This is a genomic window from Cohnella sp. SGD-V74 (assembly GCF_003001675.1).
In the GTDB taxonomy this organism is placed as follows: Bacteria; Bacillota; Bacilli; order Paenibacillales; family Paenibacillaceae; genus Cohnella.
In genome coordinates this window covers 186555-204586 of record NZ_PVYW01000007.1, presented here as the reverse complement: position 1 = coordinate 204586, position 18032 = coordinate 186555, and the positions used below count along the sequence as shown (strand labels likewise).

The 18032-nt window shown below is 59.7% G+C and carries 16 protein-coding genes; 10 read left to right on the top strand and 6 right to left on the bottom strand.

Annotated features, from left to right (window positions below):
- Positions 1–201: 201 nt before the first annotated feature.
- Positions 202–555 carry a TFIIB-type zinc ribbon-containing protein gene (locus B0G52_RS13110; protein WP_094044898.1) on the bottom strand — a complete coding sequence of 118 codons (354 nt, stop codon included), beginning with the start codon at positions 553–555 and terminating at the stop codon, positions 202–204.
- A 160-nt stretch (positions 556–715) separates the two neighbouring features.
- Between B0G52_RS13110 and B0G52_RS13105 the strand changes: the two genes are divergently transcribed.
- Genes B0G52_RS13105 through B0G52_RS13095 form a run of 3 tightly spaced genes read left to right on the top strand, consistent with a single transcriptional unit; the run spans position 716 to position 4216 of the window.
- Positions 716–2017, top strand: coding sequence for a spore germination protein (locus tag B0G52_RS13105; RefSeq protein WP_094044896.1), 1302 nt, complete (start codon positions 716–718; stop codon positions 2015–2017).
- 49 nt (positions 2018–2066) lie between these two features.
- Positions 2067–3146 (top strand): GerAB/ArcD/ProY family transporter, encoded by a 1080-nt coding sequence (locus B0G52_RS13100; protein ID WP_158223697.1) that lies wholly within the window; start codon positions 2067–2069, stop codon positions 3144–3146.
- Positions 3143–4216, top strand: coding sequence for a Ger(x)C family spore germination protein (locus B0G52_RS13095; protein WP_158223696.1), 1074 nt, complete (start codon positions 3143–3145; stop codon positions 4214–4216). Before B0G52_RS13100 ends, B0G52_RS13095 begins: the two co-directional genes overlap by 4 nt.
- Before the next feature lie 18 nt (positions 4217–4234).
- On the opposite strand, the gene B0G52_RS13090 is transcribed toward B0G52_RS13095, so the two are convergent.
- The gene (locus tag B0G52_RS13090; protein ID WP_094044890.1) at positions 4235–5020 is read right to left on the bottom strand and encodes a YheC/YheD family protein; all 786 of its coding nucleotides are present in this window, start codon (positions 5018–5020) and stop codon (positions 4235–4237) included.
- Positions 5021–5193: 173 nt separating this feature from the next.
- On the opposite strand from B0G52_RS13090, the gene B0G52_RS13085 reads away from it, so the two are divergent.
- The 4 genes from B0G52_RS13085 to B0G52_RS13070 all read left to right on the top strand — a co-directional run bounded on the left by B0G52_RS13085 (position 5194) and on the right by B0G52_RS13070 (position 9075).
- Positions 5194–6426: a phenylacetate--CoA ligase family protein gene (locus B0G52_RS13085; protein ID WP_094044888.1), complete on the top strand. Its 1233-nt coding sequence runs from the start codon at positions 5194–5196 to the stop codon at positions 6424–6426.
- A gap of 12 nt (positions 6427–6438) precedes the next feature.
- A complete protein-coding gene (gene sbnA, locus B0G52_RS13080; RefSeq protein ID WP_233162644.1) occupies positions 6439–7419 on the top strand; it encodes a 2,3-diaminopropionate biosynthesis protein SbnA in 981 nt (326 codons plus the stop codon).
- A gap of 120 nt (positions 7420–7539) precedes the next feature.
- A complete protein-coding gene (locus B0G52_RS13075; protein WP_094044886.1) occupies positions 7540–8508 on the top strand; it encodes a 2,3-diaminopropionate biosynthesis protein SbnB in 969 nt (322 codons plus the stop codon).
- 180 nt (positions 8509–8688) lie between these two features.
- Positions 8689–9075, top strand: a complete 387-nt coding sequence (locus B0G52_RS13070) for an antibiotic biosynthesis monooxygenase (RefSeq protein WP_094044884.1) — start codon at positions 8689–8691, stop codon at positions 9073–9075.
- A gap of 269 nt (positions 9076–9344) precedes the next feature.
- On the opposite strand, the gene B0G52_RS13065 is transcribed toward B0G52_RS13070, so the two are convergent.
- A complete protein-coding gene (locus B0G52_RS13065; protein WP_094044882.1) occupies positions 9345–11282 on the bottom strand; it encodes an ABC-F family ATP-binding cassette domain-containing protein in 1938 nt (645 codons plus the stop codon).
- 187 nt (positions 11283–11469) lie between these two features.
- Here B0G52_RS13065 and B0G52_RS13060 point away from each other — a divergent pair, with 187 nt between their 5' ends.
- Entirely contained in the window at positions 11470–11901 is a 432-nt protein-coding gene (locus tag B0G52_RS13060; protein ID WP_094044880.1) for a universal stress protein, read from the top strand.
- A gap of 6 nt (positions 11902–11907) precedes the next feature.
- Here B0G52_RS13060 and B0G52_RS13055 read toward each other — a convergent pair whose 3' ends face one another.
- From B0G52_RS13055 to B0G52_RS13045, 3 genes are read right to left on the bottom strand one after another with little or no spacing between them, the layout of a single operon-like run.
- Positions 11908–13389: a cellulase family glycosylhydrolase gene (locus tag B0G52_RS13055; RefSeq protein ID WP_094044878.1), complete on the bottom strand. Its 1482-nt coding sequence runs from the start codon at positions 13387–13389 to the stop codon at positions 11908–11910.
- A 14-nt stretch (positions 13390–13403) separates the two neighbouring features.
- Positions 13404–14231 carry a MerR family transcriptional regulator gene (locus B0G52_RS13050; protein WP_094044876.1) on the bottom strand — a complete coding sequence of 276 codons (828 nt, stop codon included), beginning with the start codon at positions 14229–14231 and terminating at the stop codon, positions 13404–13406.
- Entirely contained in the window at positions 14232–15650 is a 1419-nt protein-coding gene (locus B0G52_RS13045; protein ID WP_094044874.1) for an MFS transporter, read from the bottom strand.
- Between the two features lie 154 nt (positions 15651–15804).
- Here B0G52_RS13045 and B0G52_RS13040 point away from each other — a divergent pair, with 154 nt between their 5' ends.
- Both B0G52_RS13040 and B0G52_RS13035 read left to right on the top strand, forming a co-directional pair.
- A complete protein-coding gene (locus B0G52_RS13040) occupies positions 15805–16641 on the top strand; it encodes an aminoglycoside 6-adenylyltransferase (RefSeq protein ID WP_094044871.1) in 837 nt (278 codons plus the stop codon).
- A 42-nt stretch (positions 16642–16683) separates the two neighbouring features.
- The gene (locus B0G52_RS13035; protein ID WP_094044868.1) at positions 16684–17823 is read left to right on the top strand and encodes a winged helix DNA-binding domain-containing protein; all 1140 of its coding nucleotides are present in this window, start codon (positions 16684–16686) and stop codon (positions 17821–17823) included.
- Positions 17824–18032 lie beyond the last annotated feature (209 nt).

Below are 18032 nucleotides of genomic sequence, written 5' to 3'. Positions count from 1 at the left end.
TCCTTTTTTCGACAAATGGATAGGAAAATCCTTCCTGATTCGTCATGTTCATGGAGATGCGACCGCTGGACAAGCCCACTCTACAGGCTTATTGAGCGAGCCTGCAGGCGATGCCGCGAAGCGGCATGTAAGTCTGATATATGCAAAAAACCAACCGGGAACTCCCGATTGGCTGGAACGTCGGTTATAGCCTCGCGGCGCTTAGTCGAACAAATCTCCGAAAAGGTCCATGACGCTTTTCTTCTTTTTCTTGTACGGGTAGCGACCGTGTTGGGGATACGGTTGCTGCGGAAGAGGGTATTGCTGCTGCGGAGGGGGATAGTGCGGCTGCTGGTGCTGGGGAGGATATGCCCCTCTCTGTTGCTCGTACGCTCCCGAAGAATTGCCGTAATACCATTCATTATAGTCTTGGCGAACTTCCCTGACGTCCTGCATCAGCTTCTCCAGCTCGCCCCGGTCCAGCCACACCCCTTTGCACGTCGGGCAGACGTCGATGAGAATTCCGTTCTTCTCCACTTCTCTCATGCGTGTATCGTCGCATACCGGACAATTCATTGCTATTCCTCCCTGATTTCATGTCCATCTTGTCTGTAATACGCAACTGCGCCGTATCGGTTTCCTCGCGTTATTCTCTCCAGATACGAGGAAGAAAAAAATCCGAGTGGTTTCCCCAAACATTGTCAATGCTACGGAGTAACGGAGGTGCTCGTCGACCATGCGCGCCAATTCCTGCTTAGCCGATCTCCAGCAAGCGGCGGCCAGCCGCGAAGATTTGAAAATCGAACCGTTCGTGCTCCGCGGAACTCCCGTCTGGATCGCGGGACTCGAATCCCTGATTCAACGTGCCAAAACCCGGTACGAATTGCTTGGCAGCCTTCCCGAAATCTCCTGTTCGTTCGAGGAGTTGGCCGCGAGGCTGTTCGGCGAGTTTGTGCCTTCTTCGGAGCTGCTGGGCAAGCTGCTCCAAGGCAAGCTGGCCGTTCTGTCCGGCGACGGCTCTAGAGCTTTCGTGCTGGAATCCGAGCCTGCCGAGCTTAGGAGAACAGTCGACCTCCCGAAGGAAGAAACTATTGTGGGGGCCCCCTCCGCCGCGTTCGTGGAAGACTTGAATACGAACGTCGGGCTGCTTCGGCAAACGTTCGTATCGGCGGATCTGCAGGTGGAATACGTCTCCCTTAGAGGCTCCGCCGACAAGCGCATTGCGCTCGTCTACTTGCGAAGCGAAGCTCCCCCGCAGCTGGTGACCGAGATCCGCGGCCGCTTAAGCGCCCCTTCCCGCCAACCGGTTCGCAGCGACCAAGCGCTTATCTCCCAGTTGACGGGAACGCGCTGGCAATTGATTTCTCCGCTGTACAACACCGAGCTGCCGGAACAAGTGTCCGAAGAATTGCTCCGAGGCAGGGTCGCTATTCTGATGGACGGGCAATGCACCGCGGCGATTACGCCATCGTCCATCCGCAACTTTTTTGCGATGTTCTCCGACAAGCATTTTCCCTACCCGCTCATGCTCGCCATCCGCGCCGTGCGGATCATCGGCTTGCTGGTCGCGCTCCTGCTTCCGGGCTTGTACGTCGCGCTGATCGCGGTCAATCCGGAGACGCTCAAGATCGAGCTTGCCCTATCGCTGGCGATGAGCCGACTCGACGTGCCCTATCCGGCATTCATCGAGATCATCATCATGCTGTTTATTATCGAAATGGTCGTGGAAGCCAGTCTTCGCCTGCCCAAAAGCATCGGCCCGACGATCACCATGGTAGGAGGCATCATCTTGGGACAGGCCGTCGTGCAAGCCCAGCTCGTGAGCAATCTGGTCATCATCGTGCTGGCGGCCACGACGATCGCCAACTTTACGCTGGTCGGATTCAATAACGCGTTAACGATCCGGTTCCTGAAATACTCCATCGTCTGCTTAAGCGCGATGTACGGCGTAATGGGTTTGTTCGCGGGTCTGATCGGCTTCATCTTGTACATGAGCAGCATCCGCTGGTACGGAATTCCGTTTATGCGATTGCGGTAGGAGCGCTTGCGCCCGCGCCGCGATTCCCCAAGAAAGGAATGAAGCAACGTTGCAACGGAACGCCTCCCGCCTGCCGACCTATCTTTTCATCGTCGGGACTCATACAGGGTTGATCTTTTTCCTCTACGCGCATGCGACGCTTCGAACGACCGCCTACGCGCATTGGCAGCCGGCAATCGTCTATATCTGCATCGAAGCCTTGTGCCTCTTCCTGCTGCTGGCCGGACTTGCCAGAGTTCCCGGCAAAGACTTCGCCGACTTGTTCATCCCGCTGGGCAAGGTGGCCTCGCTCCTGCTGCTGGCTCCTCTTGTCGCCTATTTTCTGCTGGTCTCGCTGATGGTGATGAGAAGTTTCGCCGAGCTGGTTCGGATCATGTTCGTCGCGAACACCCCGATGTGGGCGCTGCTTGCCCTGCTTGTCCTGCTGTTCATGTTCGGCGCTTTTATGGGCGGGGACTCCATCCTGCGGGCCAACGTCGTCTTCTCGGCCCTCTTCCTGCCCGTGCTCTTGTTCGCGCTGAGCAGTTGCTTCAAGAATGCCGACTTTCATTACCTTTATCCGTTGTGGAATTCGAGCTTCGACTTCTTGCGCAAGCAGGAGTTCTACTCTTCCATGTTCGTCGTCTCGCCGTTCCTCGTCATTGGCATGCTGCCCCCTCTGAGCCCGCTGCGCCCGCGCGGCGTCTTCCTGACCATGCTGCCGATCTGGGCGCTCTGCCTGATTGCCCTGCACATTCCGATTCTCGTTTTCGGAACGCCCGCCGCGAGATTGCTCGTATTCCCTTTTCTCGCCACGATGGACAGCGTCAGTCTGCTATGGCTTGTTTTCGACCGGGTAACTCTGTTCTACGCCGTCTCCATTATGGCCTTCGTGTCCGTCCACGCTTCGTTCCTGCTCTGGTCGATCGGCCGAATCGTTCACAAGCGGTTTCCGAAATGCCCGGAGAAGCCGGTAATCGCGGCAGCCGCCGTCGCTTTATTCGTCTGGGGACTGATGATTCCCGGGTGGGATTGGCTGCAGAATATGCTGTTCTGGGAAACCTGGCTCCGCATTCTGGCCGTGTTCGCCATCCCCGCCGCCGTCCTGTGGAGAGGCCTGATCCTGTCGCGAAGGAGAGCCGCTTCATGATTCGACCGCGCCGCCTCCCCTCCTGCATCGCTCTGATCTGCGCGCTGACGGTGCTGCCGGGCTGTTGGGACATCAAAGACATCAACCATCGCGTGCTCCCCATCATCATGGGCATCTCGTACAGCAAGGATCACAAATACAAAGTATCGCTCCAGGTGCCTGTCCCTACCGCTCGCAACATCCGCATTCTGGTCGTATCGGCCGAAGCGGCTACGCTGAGCAAGGCGATCTCCCATCTGGACATGAATATCGAAAGCAATTTGGACCTCACGCACATGCAGCTGATTCTGTTCGACCGCAAAGTCGCAGAGGAGGGAATTCAGGACGAGATCGCCTTCGCCATGCGTACGCAGGAAATTCCCATGAAGGCGCTGCTCGCCGTCACGAACGAAGACATGGAGAGCTTCCTCCGCAAAACCGGAAACTCCGTCGTGCAGAACGGCAGCTCGTTCATGAATTTCTTCAACAAGAACGCCGGATGGGATCCGCAAATTACGCTTTCGGCGTTATGGCAAGCCTTCGAGACGATCCATTCGGAGACGAAGGACATCGCTCTGCCCGTGATCCGCGCTGGCACATCGACGATGCTGGAATTCGAAGGCTCCGCCTTGATGAGCAAAGATCGGATGGTTGGGCAGATTCCTCCGGAGCAATCGCTGCTCGTCAATATCGCGAACAATCAGATCGAGGACGCGGTTCTGGAGGTTACGAAGTCGTCCAGCCTGCTGATCGTCCGCAATTCGACCCGCCATCGCGGGTCGATCGTGGACGGCCGCCCCGTTCTCCATACCCGGATGCAGCTGTCGGCCATCGTCAAAGAGAAGCACGACGACAAGAGCGAGGACGAGATCGCCAGCGAACTGACGGAACAGATTCGGACCCGATACGAGCTGTTATACGAAAAGTTGCTGAAAGCGAAATCCGATCCCACGGGCGCAGGACAACATTTCAGAGGGCTCCTTCCTTACGAAGAACTGACTGCGTGGAGAGAACGCTACTACCCTCGCCTGATACTCAAATGCGACGTCAGCACCGTCATCGTCAATCAGGGCAATATTTCGAGCAACTGATTGACGGAGCGGCCGAGATTAGCGGCTTCCTCTTCTCGCTTTCAGGCAGGTCAGATTGTACGTCCGACCGTAGCTGCGCGCGAAGCTGACGATGCGGCGAAGCATCGACCGGTCGGGCAGTTTCGTGAACGGACAAGGATCGGGCCGCGTGTTCACCTCGATGATCCAAGACCTCTTGCTCCGATCTACGGCAATATCCAGTCCGAGCTCCCGAATCCGGGGATAAGCTCGATCGAACCGCCGCGCCGTCGCATGCGCCAACCGGTCGAACTCGCTCAGCAGCTTGGAAGCGCGGCTGTGTCCCGCCGTGCGCCGCAGCAGCCCGCGCGCTTCGTAGATGCTGCCTCCCTGGCTGCCGTTCGTCACCGCCTTGCGGGGCGACGCTACCCGGGCGGCCATCCCCGTCACCTTCCAGCCGACTTTGCGGCCCTTCTGGATCATGACGCGGTAATCGATCGGCCGCCCTCCGAGCCTCAACACATGAATGCCTCGCTGTACCAGGTAAGGCTCCCTGCCTATCCTCGTCCGAATCCACCTGAACAAAGCCGAATAGCCTGGGAAAACATGGCGCTTTACGCCGTCGCGCGCGGTCCATTTGCCATGCGCTCGGTCTACTCTCATGACGCCGATGCCGCACGAACCGGACACCGGCTTAATGTATACCATCCGATGCTTGCTCAGCATCCGCCCGAGCGTGACCGCCGTCAATCGCCGCGTGGCCGGAATGTGAAGAGCCAATGCGGCAGAGCCCTCCAGCAGCTTCGTCTTGATCCACTTGCTCGTAATTCTCGTCTGCCTGCTCAATTTCCTCGTCAGCTCCTCTTTTTCCCGCAGGGATCTATCCGCTTATGAATACTGTATGGGCAACCCGCATGAGAAGGCAGGGCCAAGGCCCATTGCCGCAAGGAAGAACGCGCGCCGCTCCCGCACATATATTATGATTATCGACCTTTGGAGGCGGAAGCGGAGGAATGGCCATGAGTGCGTCGCCCTTTCACGATAAAATAGACCGGACCGTTCGCGTGTTTCCCTGGTACGGTCAACTGCTTGCGGACGCGGGCATCGACCGGTTCTCGGTTCGCTCGATCGACCGGCTTCCCCTGATGACGTCCGAACTGCTGGAACGGTACTACTATAGCCGCGAACGGCCCTACGCGGAGGATGACGTCGCCGGCCGGGTGACGTCCTACCGGACGTCGGGAACGAGCACGAACCGTCGGAAAACGATTTTCTACTCCGCGGAAGACGAGAGTCATTACGTTCGCATCAAAGCCGAAATGTTCCGCCGCATGATCGCGCCGACCGGCGCTTCTACAGCGCTCTCTGACATGGGAACGGGCCACGCGGCGGGCACCGCCCTGGACGTATTCGCGAGAATCGGCATTGCGGCGGATTCCATCTCGTTCGAGCAGCCGATCGTCCGGCATCTGGAGCGTCTCAGGACGCTTAGACCCCACGTTCTCTATACGATGCCGTCGATTCTAGACCGTCTGTTGGAAGCGAGCGAGGACGATCCTGCCTCCTACGGAATCCGCGGCGTCGTCCTGGTCGGCGAGATCGCCGCTCCCGCATGGCGCCGCAGCGTAGCCGGAAGGCTCGGGCTGAACGAAGAAAACGTAACGGACACGTACGGCTCGATCGAGATCGGCACGATCGCCGGCTATTCGCACGAGCATGGACGTTATCTGTTCGCCGAAGGCATTAAAGCCGAAGGCGTTCCGGCGGAAGGGCTCGGCGGCGGAATGGAGCCGCTCCAGGAAGGCGAGTCCGTGCTTGTGCTGACTTCGTTCGTGCGCGAGCTGTTTCCCGCATTGCGGTTCGTCACCTACGACGTCGTGCGGGATTTGCGTCCGATTCGCGTGAACGGGCAATGGCGGCAGAGCTTCGAGGCCATCGTGCGGCGCATCGGTCCGGAGCTGAAGCACGGCGAGAAAATCAGCGTGTACGACATCGAGAACGTCGTCTACCGCCACTTGAAGGAAGCCAACGTAGCCGTTCGCGTGCGGGGGAACAAATTGTCCGTGCATGTCGGCAGCCGGAGCCAGGCTGATCCTGCCGTATACGAGAGTATCGAACGGGAGCTGGCGGAGCGCATTCCCGAGATCGGCGCCATGATCCGGGGAGGCATTCTGGAGGCGATCCGGGTCGTACCCGAGGAAGCTTCCTGCGAAGGAACGGCGATCAAGCGAAAGAAAATTTTCTACGACTGAGGGGATCGGCGGATGGATGCATACGGCTCAGGCCTGATGAACCCTGAGGATGCGCTTGTCGGCATAGGGGCCGCGATCGGAAGGACGCCGCTCGTGCCTCTGCGCAGGCTGTTCCGGGACGCGGCGTTCCGCGTCTACGGCAAGCTGGAGATGATGAATCCGGGCGGCAGCGCCAAAGACCGCCCCGCGCTGCGAATTGTACGGGAAGCGATTCGTTCCGGGGACATTCGCCGGGGAACGACCGTCATCGAATCGAGCTCGGGCAATATGGCCGTCAGTCTCGCTCAGCTCTGCCGGGGGCTTGGACTGCGTTTTATATGCGTCGTAGACCCCCGCACGACGGAGAGCCATCTGCGGCTCATTCGGCTTCTCGGGGGCGAGATCGAGCTTGTCGCTTCTCCGGACCCGGCAAGCGGAGACTATTTGCCCGCCCGGATCGCGCGGGTGAAGCGGCTGCAGCGGCAGATCGGCGACTGCTACTGGACGAACCAGTACGGCAACCCGAACAATTACATGGCCCATTATGACACGACGATGCCGGAGATGCTGGAGGCGCTGCCGCGCATCGATTATTTGTTCTGCGGAGTCAGCTCGTGCGGGACGATCCGGGGCTGTGCCGAGCGGTTGAAGGACAGCGGCGCGCCTTCCCGGATTGTGGCGGTGGACGCGGCGGGCAGCGTCATCTTCGGCGGGACGAAGGGAGCTCGGAAGTTTCCCGGGCTTGGGGCGGCCGTAGTTCCTCCGATCGCGCGGCCCGAGCTGATCGATCGGATCGTGTACGTCACGGAACGGGAGTGCGTCGAGACGTGCCGGGAGCTGCTGCGCTCGGAGGCGATTCTCGCCGGCGCCTCCTCGGGCGGCGTGCTGGCGGCGATCCGCTCGCTTCGGGACGAGATCCCCGCCGGTGCGGTCTGCGCGGCGATTTTGCCGGATCGCGGCGACCGGTACTTGGATACGGTGTACAGCGACGAGTGGACGATGGAAAATGTGTGAGCCAACCTTGGGGAGAACCAAATTTTGCGCTCGACCGTGCAGGGGACGTACGCAAGGGCGCTCAAAGTTCCGTTCGCGGCCCCCACTTTGCGTTAACTCGAAAAAGGAGGCACCGTGGACATGATCTACCTGAACGACGGACATATCCGCCAGATCGGCACGGATTGGCCCTCGTTGGCCGGGCTCGTCGAACGGACGGCCTCTCTGCTGGGAACCCCGGAGGCGGTTCAGCCGCTTAAGCCGTATTTGCGTTTCCGGGAGCCCGGCAACCGGATTATCGCCATGCCCGCCTTCGTCGGCGGCGATACAGAGATGAGCGGCATCAAGTGGATCGCCAGCTTTCCCGACAACGTCCGGCGAGGACTGCCGCGAGCGCACGGCTCGATCGTCCTGAACGATCCCGGGACCGGCGTTCCCGTGGCGTTCCTGTGCGGCGGACGGCTGAACGAGCTGCGAACGGCGGCAGTGAGCGCGGCGATGCTTCGGGCGTATTTCCGCTTGGGCCGGCGCGAGCGCTGCAAGATCGGCATTATCGGGTGGGGGCCGATCGGGAGAATGCATGATGAAATGATGATGACCCTTTTCGGCGATCGGATAGAAAGCGTGAGGCTGTTCGACGTTCGCGGGATCGATCCGGAGACGGTCCGTGTGGGGACGGAACGCGCGGAGACGACGATATGCGATACGTGGCAGGAGGCTTACCGGGGGAGCGATATCATCGTGACCTGCACCGTTGCGCCGACGAGGTACATCGACGAACGACCGGCGCCGGGTTCGCTGCTGCTGAACGTCTCGCTGCGGGATTACGAGTCGAAGTGCGTAACCGGAACGCAAGTCGTCGTCGACAGCTGGCCGGAAGTGTGCCGAGAGAACACCGACGTCGAGCAATTGCATCTGCAAGAGGGGTTGAGAGAGGAAGAAACGTTGACGCTGACAGAGACCGTTGGCGCTGACGGACTTCGCTCCGTGGCGCGGGAGACCCCAATTTTCTTCAATCCGATGGGCATGGCCGCTTTCGACATTGCGGTGGCGGCGCACTATTGGCGAGAAGCTGAGCGAATGGACATCGGCGTTCGGTTGGAGGCGTAGTTCGGCGGGAAAAGAGAGGAACAGGGCGAAGCGATAGCGGCGTTCAACTGGGAGCATAATTCGGAGGGAATGACGAGGTACGGAGCGAAGCGATAGCGGCGTTCGGTTGGAGGCAGCGAGCGGCGGATGGCGAGATTTGGTACACTTAAGGTGATCTCAATCTCGAAGGGGGTTACGACCGTGATCGTCGCCATCAATACAATTCGCGTGAAATCGGGCCATGTTGCCGAAGTCGCCGAACGATTCAAAAATCCGAAGGGCGTTCAACACGCACCTGGCTTTATCCGCATGGAGCTGCTGACCGAGTCGCTGGAGGAACACGATGAACTGAAAGTATGCACGACGTGGGAAAACAAAGAGTCATTCGAAGGGTGGGTCAACAGCGACGCCTTCAAGCAAGCTCACGCCCACTCACGCCCGAAGCCCGAAGGCAGCTCAGCGGCAGGTCCAGCCGGCCATGGCGAAGGACAAACCGGGCACGGCGGGCAACCGAAGCCCGGCTCCGGCATCATGCTCGGCGCCAAGCTCAGCATCCACGAGGTTGCTTTCTCCTACCCGGGAGAGTAAGCGGTTCGGCGCGTTAGCGGTCTACCAGACCGTTAGTCGCGCCAACTCTCCCGCTCGCCCTCCGTTAACGGCCTATCAGGTCGTTAGCTCGCCGTAACTCCCACTAACCAAGCAATAACGTCTTCATCGTCCAGAGGACGCCGAAGGCGTTTTGTCGGAGACGATTCAGATAAGGATAGCGGATTTTACACTTTCTGAATCGTGGACAAAATAGCGGTCCGGAAGACTGCTAAGTCCAAGCGGGGCCGAAGTCGGGCCGCCGGCCGGTCTCAGCCCCGCCCGCTCTTGTTCGCTGCGATCTGCTCGGCCAGTTCGTTCAGCTCCGTCCAGCGCTCCAGCAGTGTATCAAGCTTCGCCTCCAGCGCGGTCTGCTCCTCCATTAGCTGCTGCAGCCGGCCCGAATCGCTCGCCGCTTCCTCCATGCGGGAGGCTACGGCGGCGAGCGCATCTTCCGCCTCGGCGATCCAGCCGTCGATCTGCTCGAAATCCTTCTGGTCCTTGTAGGACATTTTCAGAACCGGGCGGTCTTTGCGCTCCTGAACAGCCGCCCCCGTCACCGGCGCCCCCGAAGCCTTCGCCGGGACGGCCGCCGCCTGCTTCTCCGCCTCCCGCCTCTCGGCGTAAGCCTGGTAATCGGAGTAGTTGCCCGTATGCTCGGCAACGACGCCGTCCCCCTCGAACGCCAGAATGCGATCCACCGTCCGATCCAGGAAGTAACGGTCGTGCGACACCGCGATGACGACGCCGGGAAAATCGTCCAAATAATCTTCAAGCACCGTCAACGTCGCAATGTCCAGATCGTTGGTCGGCTCGTCCAACAGCAGCACGTTGGGCGCGTTCATCAGCACCCGCAGCAGTTGCAGCCGTCTCTTCTCCCCGCCGGACAGCTTGGAGATGACGGACCACTGCACCGCAGGCGGAAAAAGAAACCGCTCCAGCATCTGCCCCGCGGAGATCGTCGTGCCATCCGCGGTCTTCACCTGTTCGGCCCCTTCGCGGATATATTCCATCACCCGAAGCGACTCGTCCATCTCCTCGTGCTCCTGGCTGAACCAGCCCAGCTTCACCGTCGGCCCCAGTTCCACGCGCCCGCCGTCCGGCTGCAGCTTCCCGGCGATCATCTTGAGCAGCGTCGACTTCCCGCTCCCGTTGCGCCCGACGATGCCCACGCGATCCTCCGGCACCGCGATGTAGCTGAGGTCGCGGATCAGCTCGCGGCCGCCGATGCTTTTCCGCAAATGCTCGATCTCGATTATTTTCTTGCCGAGCCTCGCCGATGCTACGGACACGTCCAGCTTGCCCGCCGCGCTCTTGGGTCCCTGCTCCTTCAAAGCTTCGAAGCGATCGATCCGCGCCTTCTGCTTCGTCGAACGAGCCTGCGCTCCGCGGCGAATCCAAGCCAGCTCGCCCCGCAGCAGGTTTTGACGCTTGGCCTCCGAGGCGGCCTCGCGCTCCTCCCGCTCCAGCTTCAGCTCCAGAAACCGGCTGTAGTTCGCTTCATAGAAATACGCCGAGCCGCGATCCAGCTCGATCACCCGGTTGCTGACCCGGTCGAGGAAATAACGGTCGTGCGTAATCATCAGCAGCGCGCCTTTGCGCTTCTGCAGCATCCCTTCGAGCCAAGCGACGGAATCGTTGTCGATATGGTTCGTCGGTTCGTCCAGAATGAGCACGTCGGACGGCTGCAGCAGCGCCGCCGCCATCGCCACGCGCTTGCGCTGACCGCCCGAGAACGCCGCTACCTGGCCGTGGACGTCCAGAATGCCCAGCTTCGTAAGCGCGGTCTTCGCTTCGCTTTCCAACTGCCACGCGTTCAGCTCGTCCATCTTGGCATTGGCGGCGATGAGCCGCTCCTGCAAGCCGGCATCGCCGGGGCGAAGCTCCAGCTCCTTCAGCACCGCGGCATGCTCCCGCACCGCCCGAAGCTGCGGAGAGTCGCCGCCCAGAACGTGCTCCAGCGCGGTTTCCTCCGGTCCGAACGACGGATCCTGGGCAAGCATGCGAAGCACGACGGAGCGGCCGATCGACACCTGGCCGGAATCCGGCGGCTCCAGGCCCGCGATCACCTTCAGCAGCGTCGACTTGCCCGTGCCGTTCACGCCGATGATGCCGACTTTGTCCCCGCTCTCGACGCCGAACGTCACGTTCTCGAACAACATTTTGTCGCTGTAGCTCTTCGATATATTTTCAACGGATAACAGATGCATTCCGATACCAACCCTCTTCGTCACTATAAGTAAAACACGTTAACCGTATCATACCATAGTTCCGAGCACGACTCCGATTCCAACTGCGATCGGATTATCGCCGGCACGCATGCATCCCCGTCACCAGCGTTTGGCGCATCCCCCTTCAGGGTAAATTGGACTGTATAACGATTAAGGGGGAATTCGCATGATTTTCAACCATATTCTCGTTCCGTACGACGGCTCCGAACCGGCGAACAGAGCGCTCGACAAGGCTATACAGTTCGCTCGTTCCGAAGCGCAGATCCGGCTCACCGTCGCCCACGTCATCAATCTGCAGCCGGTTACGGTAGCGGACATGACCTTCGTCCAGCCGGAATCCTATCAGGAGCAGGTGAAAAAGCACGGAGAGGAAATCATCGACCTCGTGAAGAGGCGTCTGGGGGACGCGCCCGGAGCCAATGTCGTCATTCTCGCCGGATCGCCGGCCTCGGCCATTCTCGACTATGCCGATCGCGAAGGCTGCGATCTGATCGTCATGGGCAGCCGGGGACTCGGCGCGTTCCGGGAGCTGATGGTCGGAAGCGTCAGCCATAACGTCATCCTGCATGCCCCCGTCCCGGTCATGATTATCAAGTAGCCGCGATTATCCGCCGATCCGAACGGATACGGAAGCCTCTCCCTGCGGCGCGCGCATGATGACCAGTCCGCCCTGCGCGCCGTCGTAGGGCCGGATCTCCGTCAAGCAGCCTTCCGCGCCAATGATCAGAATATCGCTGCCGGTCAGGCCGGACGCTTGCGGGTGGTAGATCACCGTCTCTGCTCCGTTCGGCACGAAGTCCATCTCCAGCCGTCCGGCATCGTAATCGTAGCGATAGCGGAGCAGCTCTCCGCCCGTCGCCTGCGGATAAGCCCGATTAAGCGCCGAGGCGTAAGGGGCTTCCTTGAAGCCGTCCACCCAGCACCAATACGTGCTGCTCCACAGATAGCCTTCGAACAAGGCGACGATGGCCCGCGTCAAGCCGTGCGTAGCCGGGTTTCCGTTAAACGCGCCCCACTCCCCGATCAGGGCGGGAACGTTCAACCGCTGCTGAACGCGGCGGTGAACTTCGAAGATCAGGTCGACGCGATCCTGGTTGTACGCCTCGTAGTGATCCGTATCGACGACCAGGTCGTAGCCGTGCGGAGCATAGATCATCCCCGCATCCCTATTCCCCGATCGGTCTGCCGCAGGCTGAAGGCCGGATTCGATGCCCATGTTCGCAAAATAGCTCGTTTCCAGCAGCAGCAGCCGTTCCCGGTCAACCGAGCGGATCGCTTCGGCCGTCCTGTCGAAGAACGGGGACAGCTTCTCCCGTTCGAAGCGTTGGGACGCTTCCGCCGCGCTCTCCACGAGCGGACGGTACACTTCCATTTTGGCCATGCCGGCCAGCACTTCCAGCTTCTTCTCCTCGTCGAACCACAGTTCCCCGAGCTGCCCGGCATCGGCGTTCTCCAGCCCGAGCACCTTCTCCGCGTAAGCCGCGATAATTGCGCCCAGCACCTCTTGCCCGTCCGTCCCCGGATAAGGCTCGTTCATCAGATCGTAGCCGATCAGATTCGGGCAGTCGGAGAAAAATTCGGCCACATGCCGCCACATCGCCGCGTAACGATCCTGCAAGCCGACGCCGCCCGGCCCCGGGGCGTTGTCCCAGAAGCGATCCAATGCCCGATTGACGGCCGGGCTCTCCAGATAGGCGTCGCTCCAGAGCTGGCCCTCTGCATGCGGCAGACCGTCGTGCAGCGTCGCCCATTCCGGCGCCCCGTCCCCGTACAGCGAGCTGTACAAATCCTGATGCATGTCGAGGAACACGTAGATGCCGTTCTGCTCCGCCCAAGCTGCCTGCTGTTTGATCTTGCCGAGATAGACGTCGTCGTACGCTCCCGGTTCGGGTTCTACCCCGTCCCAGATGAGTCCCAGCCTTATAACGTTGTAGCCCTGCTCGCGGAACCAAGTGAACAAGCTCTCGTCGCAAGGCTCAACATACCCTTTCTTCTTGTCCTTGCAGACCAGATTGACGCCGTGAAGAATGACGTGCGCTCCGTCCTCGTTGACGATGCGCTGAGCTTGAGCCGACAATTTTTTCATGGACAATGACCTCCTTATTTCTCCGCGATCGGAATATGAATCTCGATATAGTGACGGTCGTATTGGTTGTATAGATTGATTTCCAGCGAATGGCCGGCAATGCGAAAGCCGCGGCGGGCGATAAAAGCTTTCATATGCTCGTAGTGTTCGTCCAGCTTGGCGTAATCGTCCTTGCCGATGACGACGTATTTTCTGGCGCAGTAGAACGGCTCGAGCTTCCGGAACGTCTCTCCCTCCCCGTCCATCGGGTGAGTGGAGAGGATGCCGTTGTTCAAATAGTTGTGGTAGCGGCCCGCCTGCAAATTCTCCTGCGATACGATAGAGATAATATGGCAGAAAGCCACCCATTCCTTCGGCTCGCGAATGCGGCGCACCTGCTCCTGAACCCGGCTTCCGAGCTTGCGGTCGCCGCTTTCCATGATCGAGTCGGTCAGCAGCACCCAGGCGGGCTCCGTTTTCACCAGTTCGATCGTATCCGCATCCTCGAACTTGCGAAGCTTCGCGTGCAGCGAGTCGAGCTTGCCGGACAACCGGTTCAAGTACGCCAGCCTGCGGTCGATGTCCGTTCTTTTCTCCCTCAGCAGCCCTTGAATTCCGGTCAGCTCCCGCTCCTTCAGCAGCTCCTGGATGCGCTCGATCGGCACCTCCATCGCCCTGAGCATGCGGATTGTAATCAGCGAGTCGAACTGCTCCAGGTCGTAATATCTGTACTTGTTCGTGTCGCGAACATGCGGGGCCAGCAGCCCGATTTTGTCATAGTAGCGCAGCGTATCTACGGGAATGTCCAGTATTTGCGACACTTCCCCGATCGTAAAACTCAGCCTCAACGACGGATCGCCCATCTAAACCCCGTCCCCTCTCCGCGCCCGGTTGCTGAACGCCGAAATTTCCTCTTCCTTTTTCTTATCGAACGGATACAGCGCCAGAGGGATCAACCCCAGCAGGACCGCGGCCAGAGGAACGATTCCCGCCGCCAGCCGAATGCCGAACACCGCCGAATCCGTCTGGACGTCCGCCGTCCCGTCGTACCCGTACGCGCCGATGATATTAATGAAGATCACCGTCTGCAAGCTTGAGAAAGCGACGGTAAACACCGAGAACAAGCCGTTGAACAGTCCCGTTTTCCTCACTCCGGTCGTCCTCTCGTTCTCGTCGATGATCAGCGAGCCCATGGGCGCCGCCGCGGTGCGAATGTAGTTGACCGTAAACACGACAAGCGTATAGGAGATCGCGGCCAGCCAGAGGTTCGGAGCCAGGAAAATCCCGACATACCCGAGCACGGCGGCGATCGTCCCCCAGTAGACGCTGATCTTCGTACCGTTTTTCTTGATGAAATAACCTGCCGCGGGAAGCACGAGCAGAACGGCCACATGCGTGCTCACGTCGACGATCGTCGCGGTGAGACCGCTTACATCCATGACATCGTCCATGTAGTACAAGAACGGCGTGAAGTAGAAGCCGATCGGCCCGACCGTGATGATAGAGAACAGAATATACGAGAAAAAAGGACGGGATTTGATGATCTGCCACGCCTCTTTCCATACGTCTCTCAGGTCGAAGTGCTGGGTTTCGAGACTTTCGTACATTTTGGCGTCGTCTCTCAGCCCCCTTAGCGCCAGGGCGAAGAATATTGACTCGGCCAGGATGACCAGGGAGAAAATCGGGAGAATGACCTCCCTCTTGCCGTCGCCGACCAGCAGCATCGTCGGAATCATCGTCACCAGGAACGACATCCCTTGGGAGACGTAGTTCTGGATAATGTTCACGTCGACGCGCTCTTCCTTCGTCGGAGCGGCGATCAGCGTATAGGACTGATAGGCGATGCTGTAGGCCGTTGCCGCCGTATCGTAGATGAACAATTCCACCGTATACAAAAGGAAAATCATCCACTCGTCCCAGGACGGGCTCGACAGCATCATCGCGAACGAAGAGAGGATCATGAACGGCACGGTTACGCGCATGACGTAGACGTATTTGCCTCGTCTCGGCCTGTGCCTCATTTTGTCGATCCAGACGCCGATGAACGGATCGTTGATCGCGTTCCAGATGTTGTAGATGACGTATGCCCAGCCGACCATCGTCGGGCTTAAGCCGATAATATCGGTGTAATACTTGATGAAGACATTGTGGATGAGCACGCCTCCGACCGACAGAATCGGACCGGGGAGCGCGAGCCTCCACTTTTCCTTTAGCGACAATCCCGTGCTCGTAAAACGAAACGCTTTTCTGACGTTGCCCGCTACCCTTCTTATAAACTCCATCTCCGTCGTCTCCTTCCCGAATGGGCTGCAGGAATAGGAACGGTTCGTTTCTCCTCTATCTTAAACTATGGAGTAACTCCAGAGTAAAGCGGTTGTTGGAAAAAAAAACTTGTTCCGGTAGACTGAAGAAAACAGGAGATTCGCGGAGGTTGTTATGAGGCAGGAAAAGGAAGTGTTCGGACGGTTGCTGGCCTTCGCCGATCGGGATGCGCGGGTGCGCGTCGTGCTGCTGAACGGTTCTCGCGTCAACCCGAACGTCGAGCAGGACGAATTGCGGGACTATGACGTGATTTACGGTGTGACGGATATCGCCTCGTCCGCCGAGGATCAGAGCTGGATTGCCGCCGAATTCGGCGAGCTGATGATCATGCAGCACAATCAAGCCGAGGAGGACGGCGAAGCTTGGGAGATTTTCCTCATGCTGTTCACGGACGGGGTGCGCGTCGACTTGTCCTTCCGGCGCGCGGATACGGTGGCGGAGATCGAGGACAGCTTGATGAAGGTGCTGCTGGACAAGGACGGACGTATGGGCGAGGTCCCGCCTTCGAGCGATCGATCCTACGTGACGGTGAAACCCGATAAGCAAGAGGTGGAAAAGGCGTTCAACGAGATTTGGTGGTGCTCGACGAATGTGGCGAAGGGGTTAGTACGAGGCGAGATTCCATACGCCAAGTTCATGCTCGACGCCGTCGTGCGGGACGCGGTCGTGAAGCTGCTGAGCTGGCACGTCGGCATGAACAACGGCTGGACGGTGAACGTCGGCAAGGCGGGGCGCTGGTTGGAGCGGTTTTTGCCGGAGGAGCTGTGGGCGTCCTACTACCGCACGTATGCGGACGGCGACCCGGAGCGTATCTGGGACGCGCTGTTCGAGACGGGGCGGCTGACCCGGGCCGCGGGCTTGGCCGTAGCAGACAAGCTCGGCTGCGCGTATCCGCTGGAGGAAGACCGGAAGGTGACGGAGTACATGCGGCAGCTTCGGGAGAAAGAGTAGCTTGCGTATTTCATCCCCATTAGGAAAGGAAGATTTCACCTTATGGCCAATCCTCCTTCTGCTGCGGCTGCGAGCCGGGAGCCCGTGCTGAGCCGTCGGCAGCTCAATCGCGCGCTGCTCGAACGTCAGCTGCTCATCCGTCGCCGAACCCTCTCCGCTAGGGAAGCGATCGAGCATCTCGTCGGCATGCAAGCCCAAGCTCCAACTCCGCCCTATTTCGGCTTATGGACAAGGCTTGAGGGGTTTCGCCAAGACGAGCTGGCAGAGCTGATCCGATCCCGCCAAGCGGTGCGGATTGCGCTCATGCGCTCGACGATCCATCTCGTCTCCGCCCGCGACGCCTTGGAGCTGCGCCCGCTCGTGCAGCCGGCGATGGATCGGGGCCTCAAGGCGACCCACGGCAAGCTTCTCGAAGGAGTCGACGAAGCCGAGCTGGCGGCAGCCGCCCGCAAGCTGATCGAGGAGCGCCCGATGACCTTCCAGGAAATCGGAGAGCGCTTGGCCTCGGACAACCGCTGGCACGGCCGCGACGTCGGCGTCCTCGGAGCCGCCGCGCGCACGCTGCTCTCTCTCGTGCAAGTGCCTCCGCGCGGGCTGTGGGGCGAGAGCGGCCCGGCCGCCCATACGACCGTGAAGGTCTGGCTCGGAAGCGAAGAAGCTGCGGCCGGTCCAGACTCGCTGGAGCATATGCTGGAGCGCTATCTGGCCGCCTTCGGCCCCGCGACGGTTCAAGATATGCAAGCCTGGTGCGGACTGACGCGCTTGGGCGAAGTCGTCAAGCGAATGCGCCCCCGTCTGCGGGTTTTCCGCGACGAGCAAGGCCGCGAGCTGTTCGACGTGCCGAATGCGCCGCTTCCCGACGAGGATATGCCGATTTCTCCGCGCTTTGTGGCCGAATTCGACAACGTGCTGCTGTCGCATGCCGACCGGGCGCGCATCATTTCCGAGGAAGATCGCAAACGCGTATTCACGATCAACGGAATCATTCGTCCGACGTTCCTGATCGACGGGTTCGTCGCAGGAATGTGGAGCCTCGTTCGGGAACGCGGTTCCGCGGCGCTCGTCATCACTCCTTTTCGCCCGCTGAGCCCGCAGGACCGGGACGCTCTCGCCGAAGAAGGCGAACGCTTGCTGAGCTTTGCCGCCCCGGAATGCGAACAGCGGGAAATCCGCTTCAATTAAGCGAGAATCGGCTGTCCCATAAGAACTTTAAGCTGCTCTGAAAGATGATCGACGATAAATGTGCAAGGGGTATGTACCTCCTTCCGATGCTATACGCTCCTGAAACTTGAATGGGTAAACCCGTGGCAGGGTGATTTCAGGAGCGTATGACTCCAGAAGGTACATACCCCTACTTTTTCTATCGATCATCTCAAGCAACTCTGCTTATG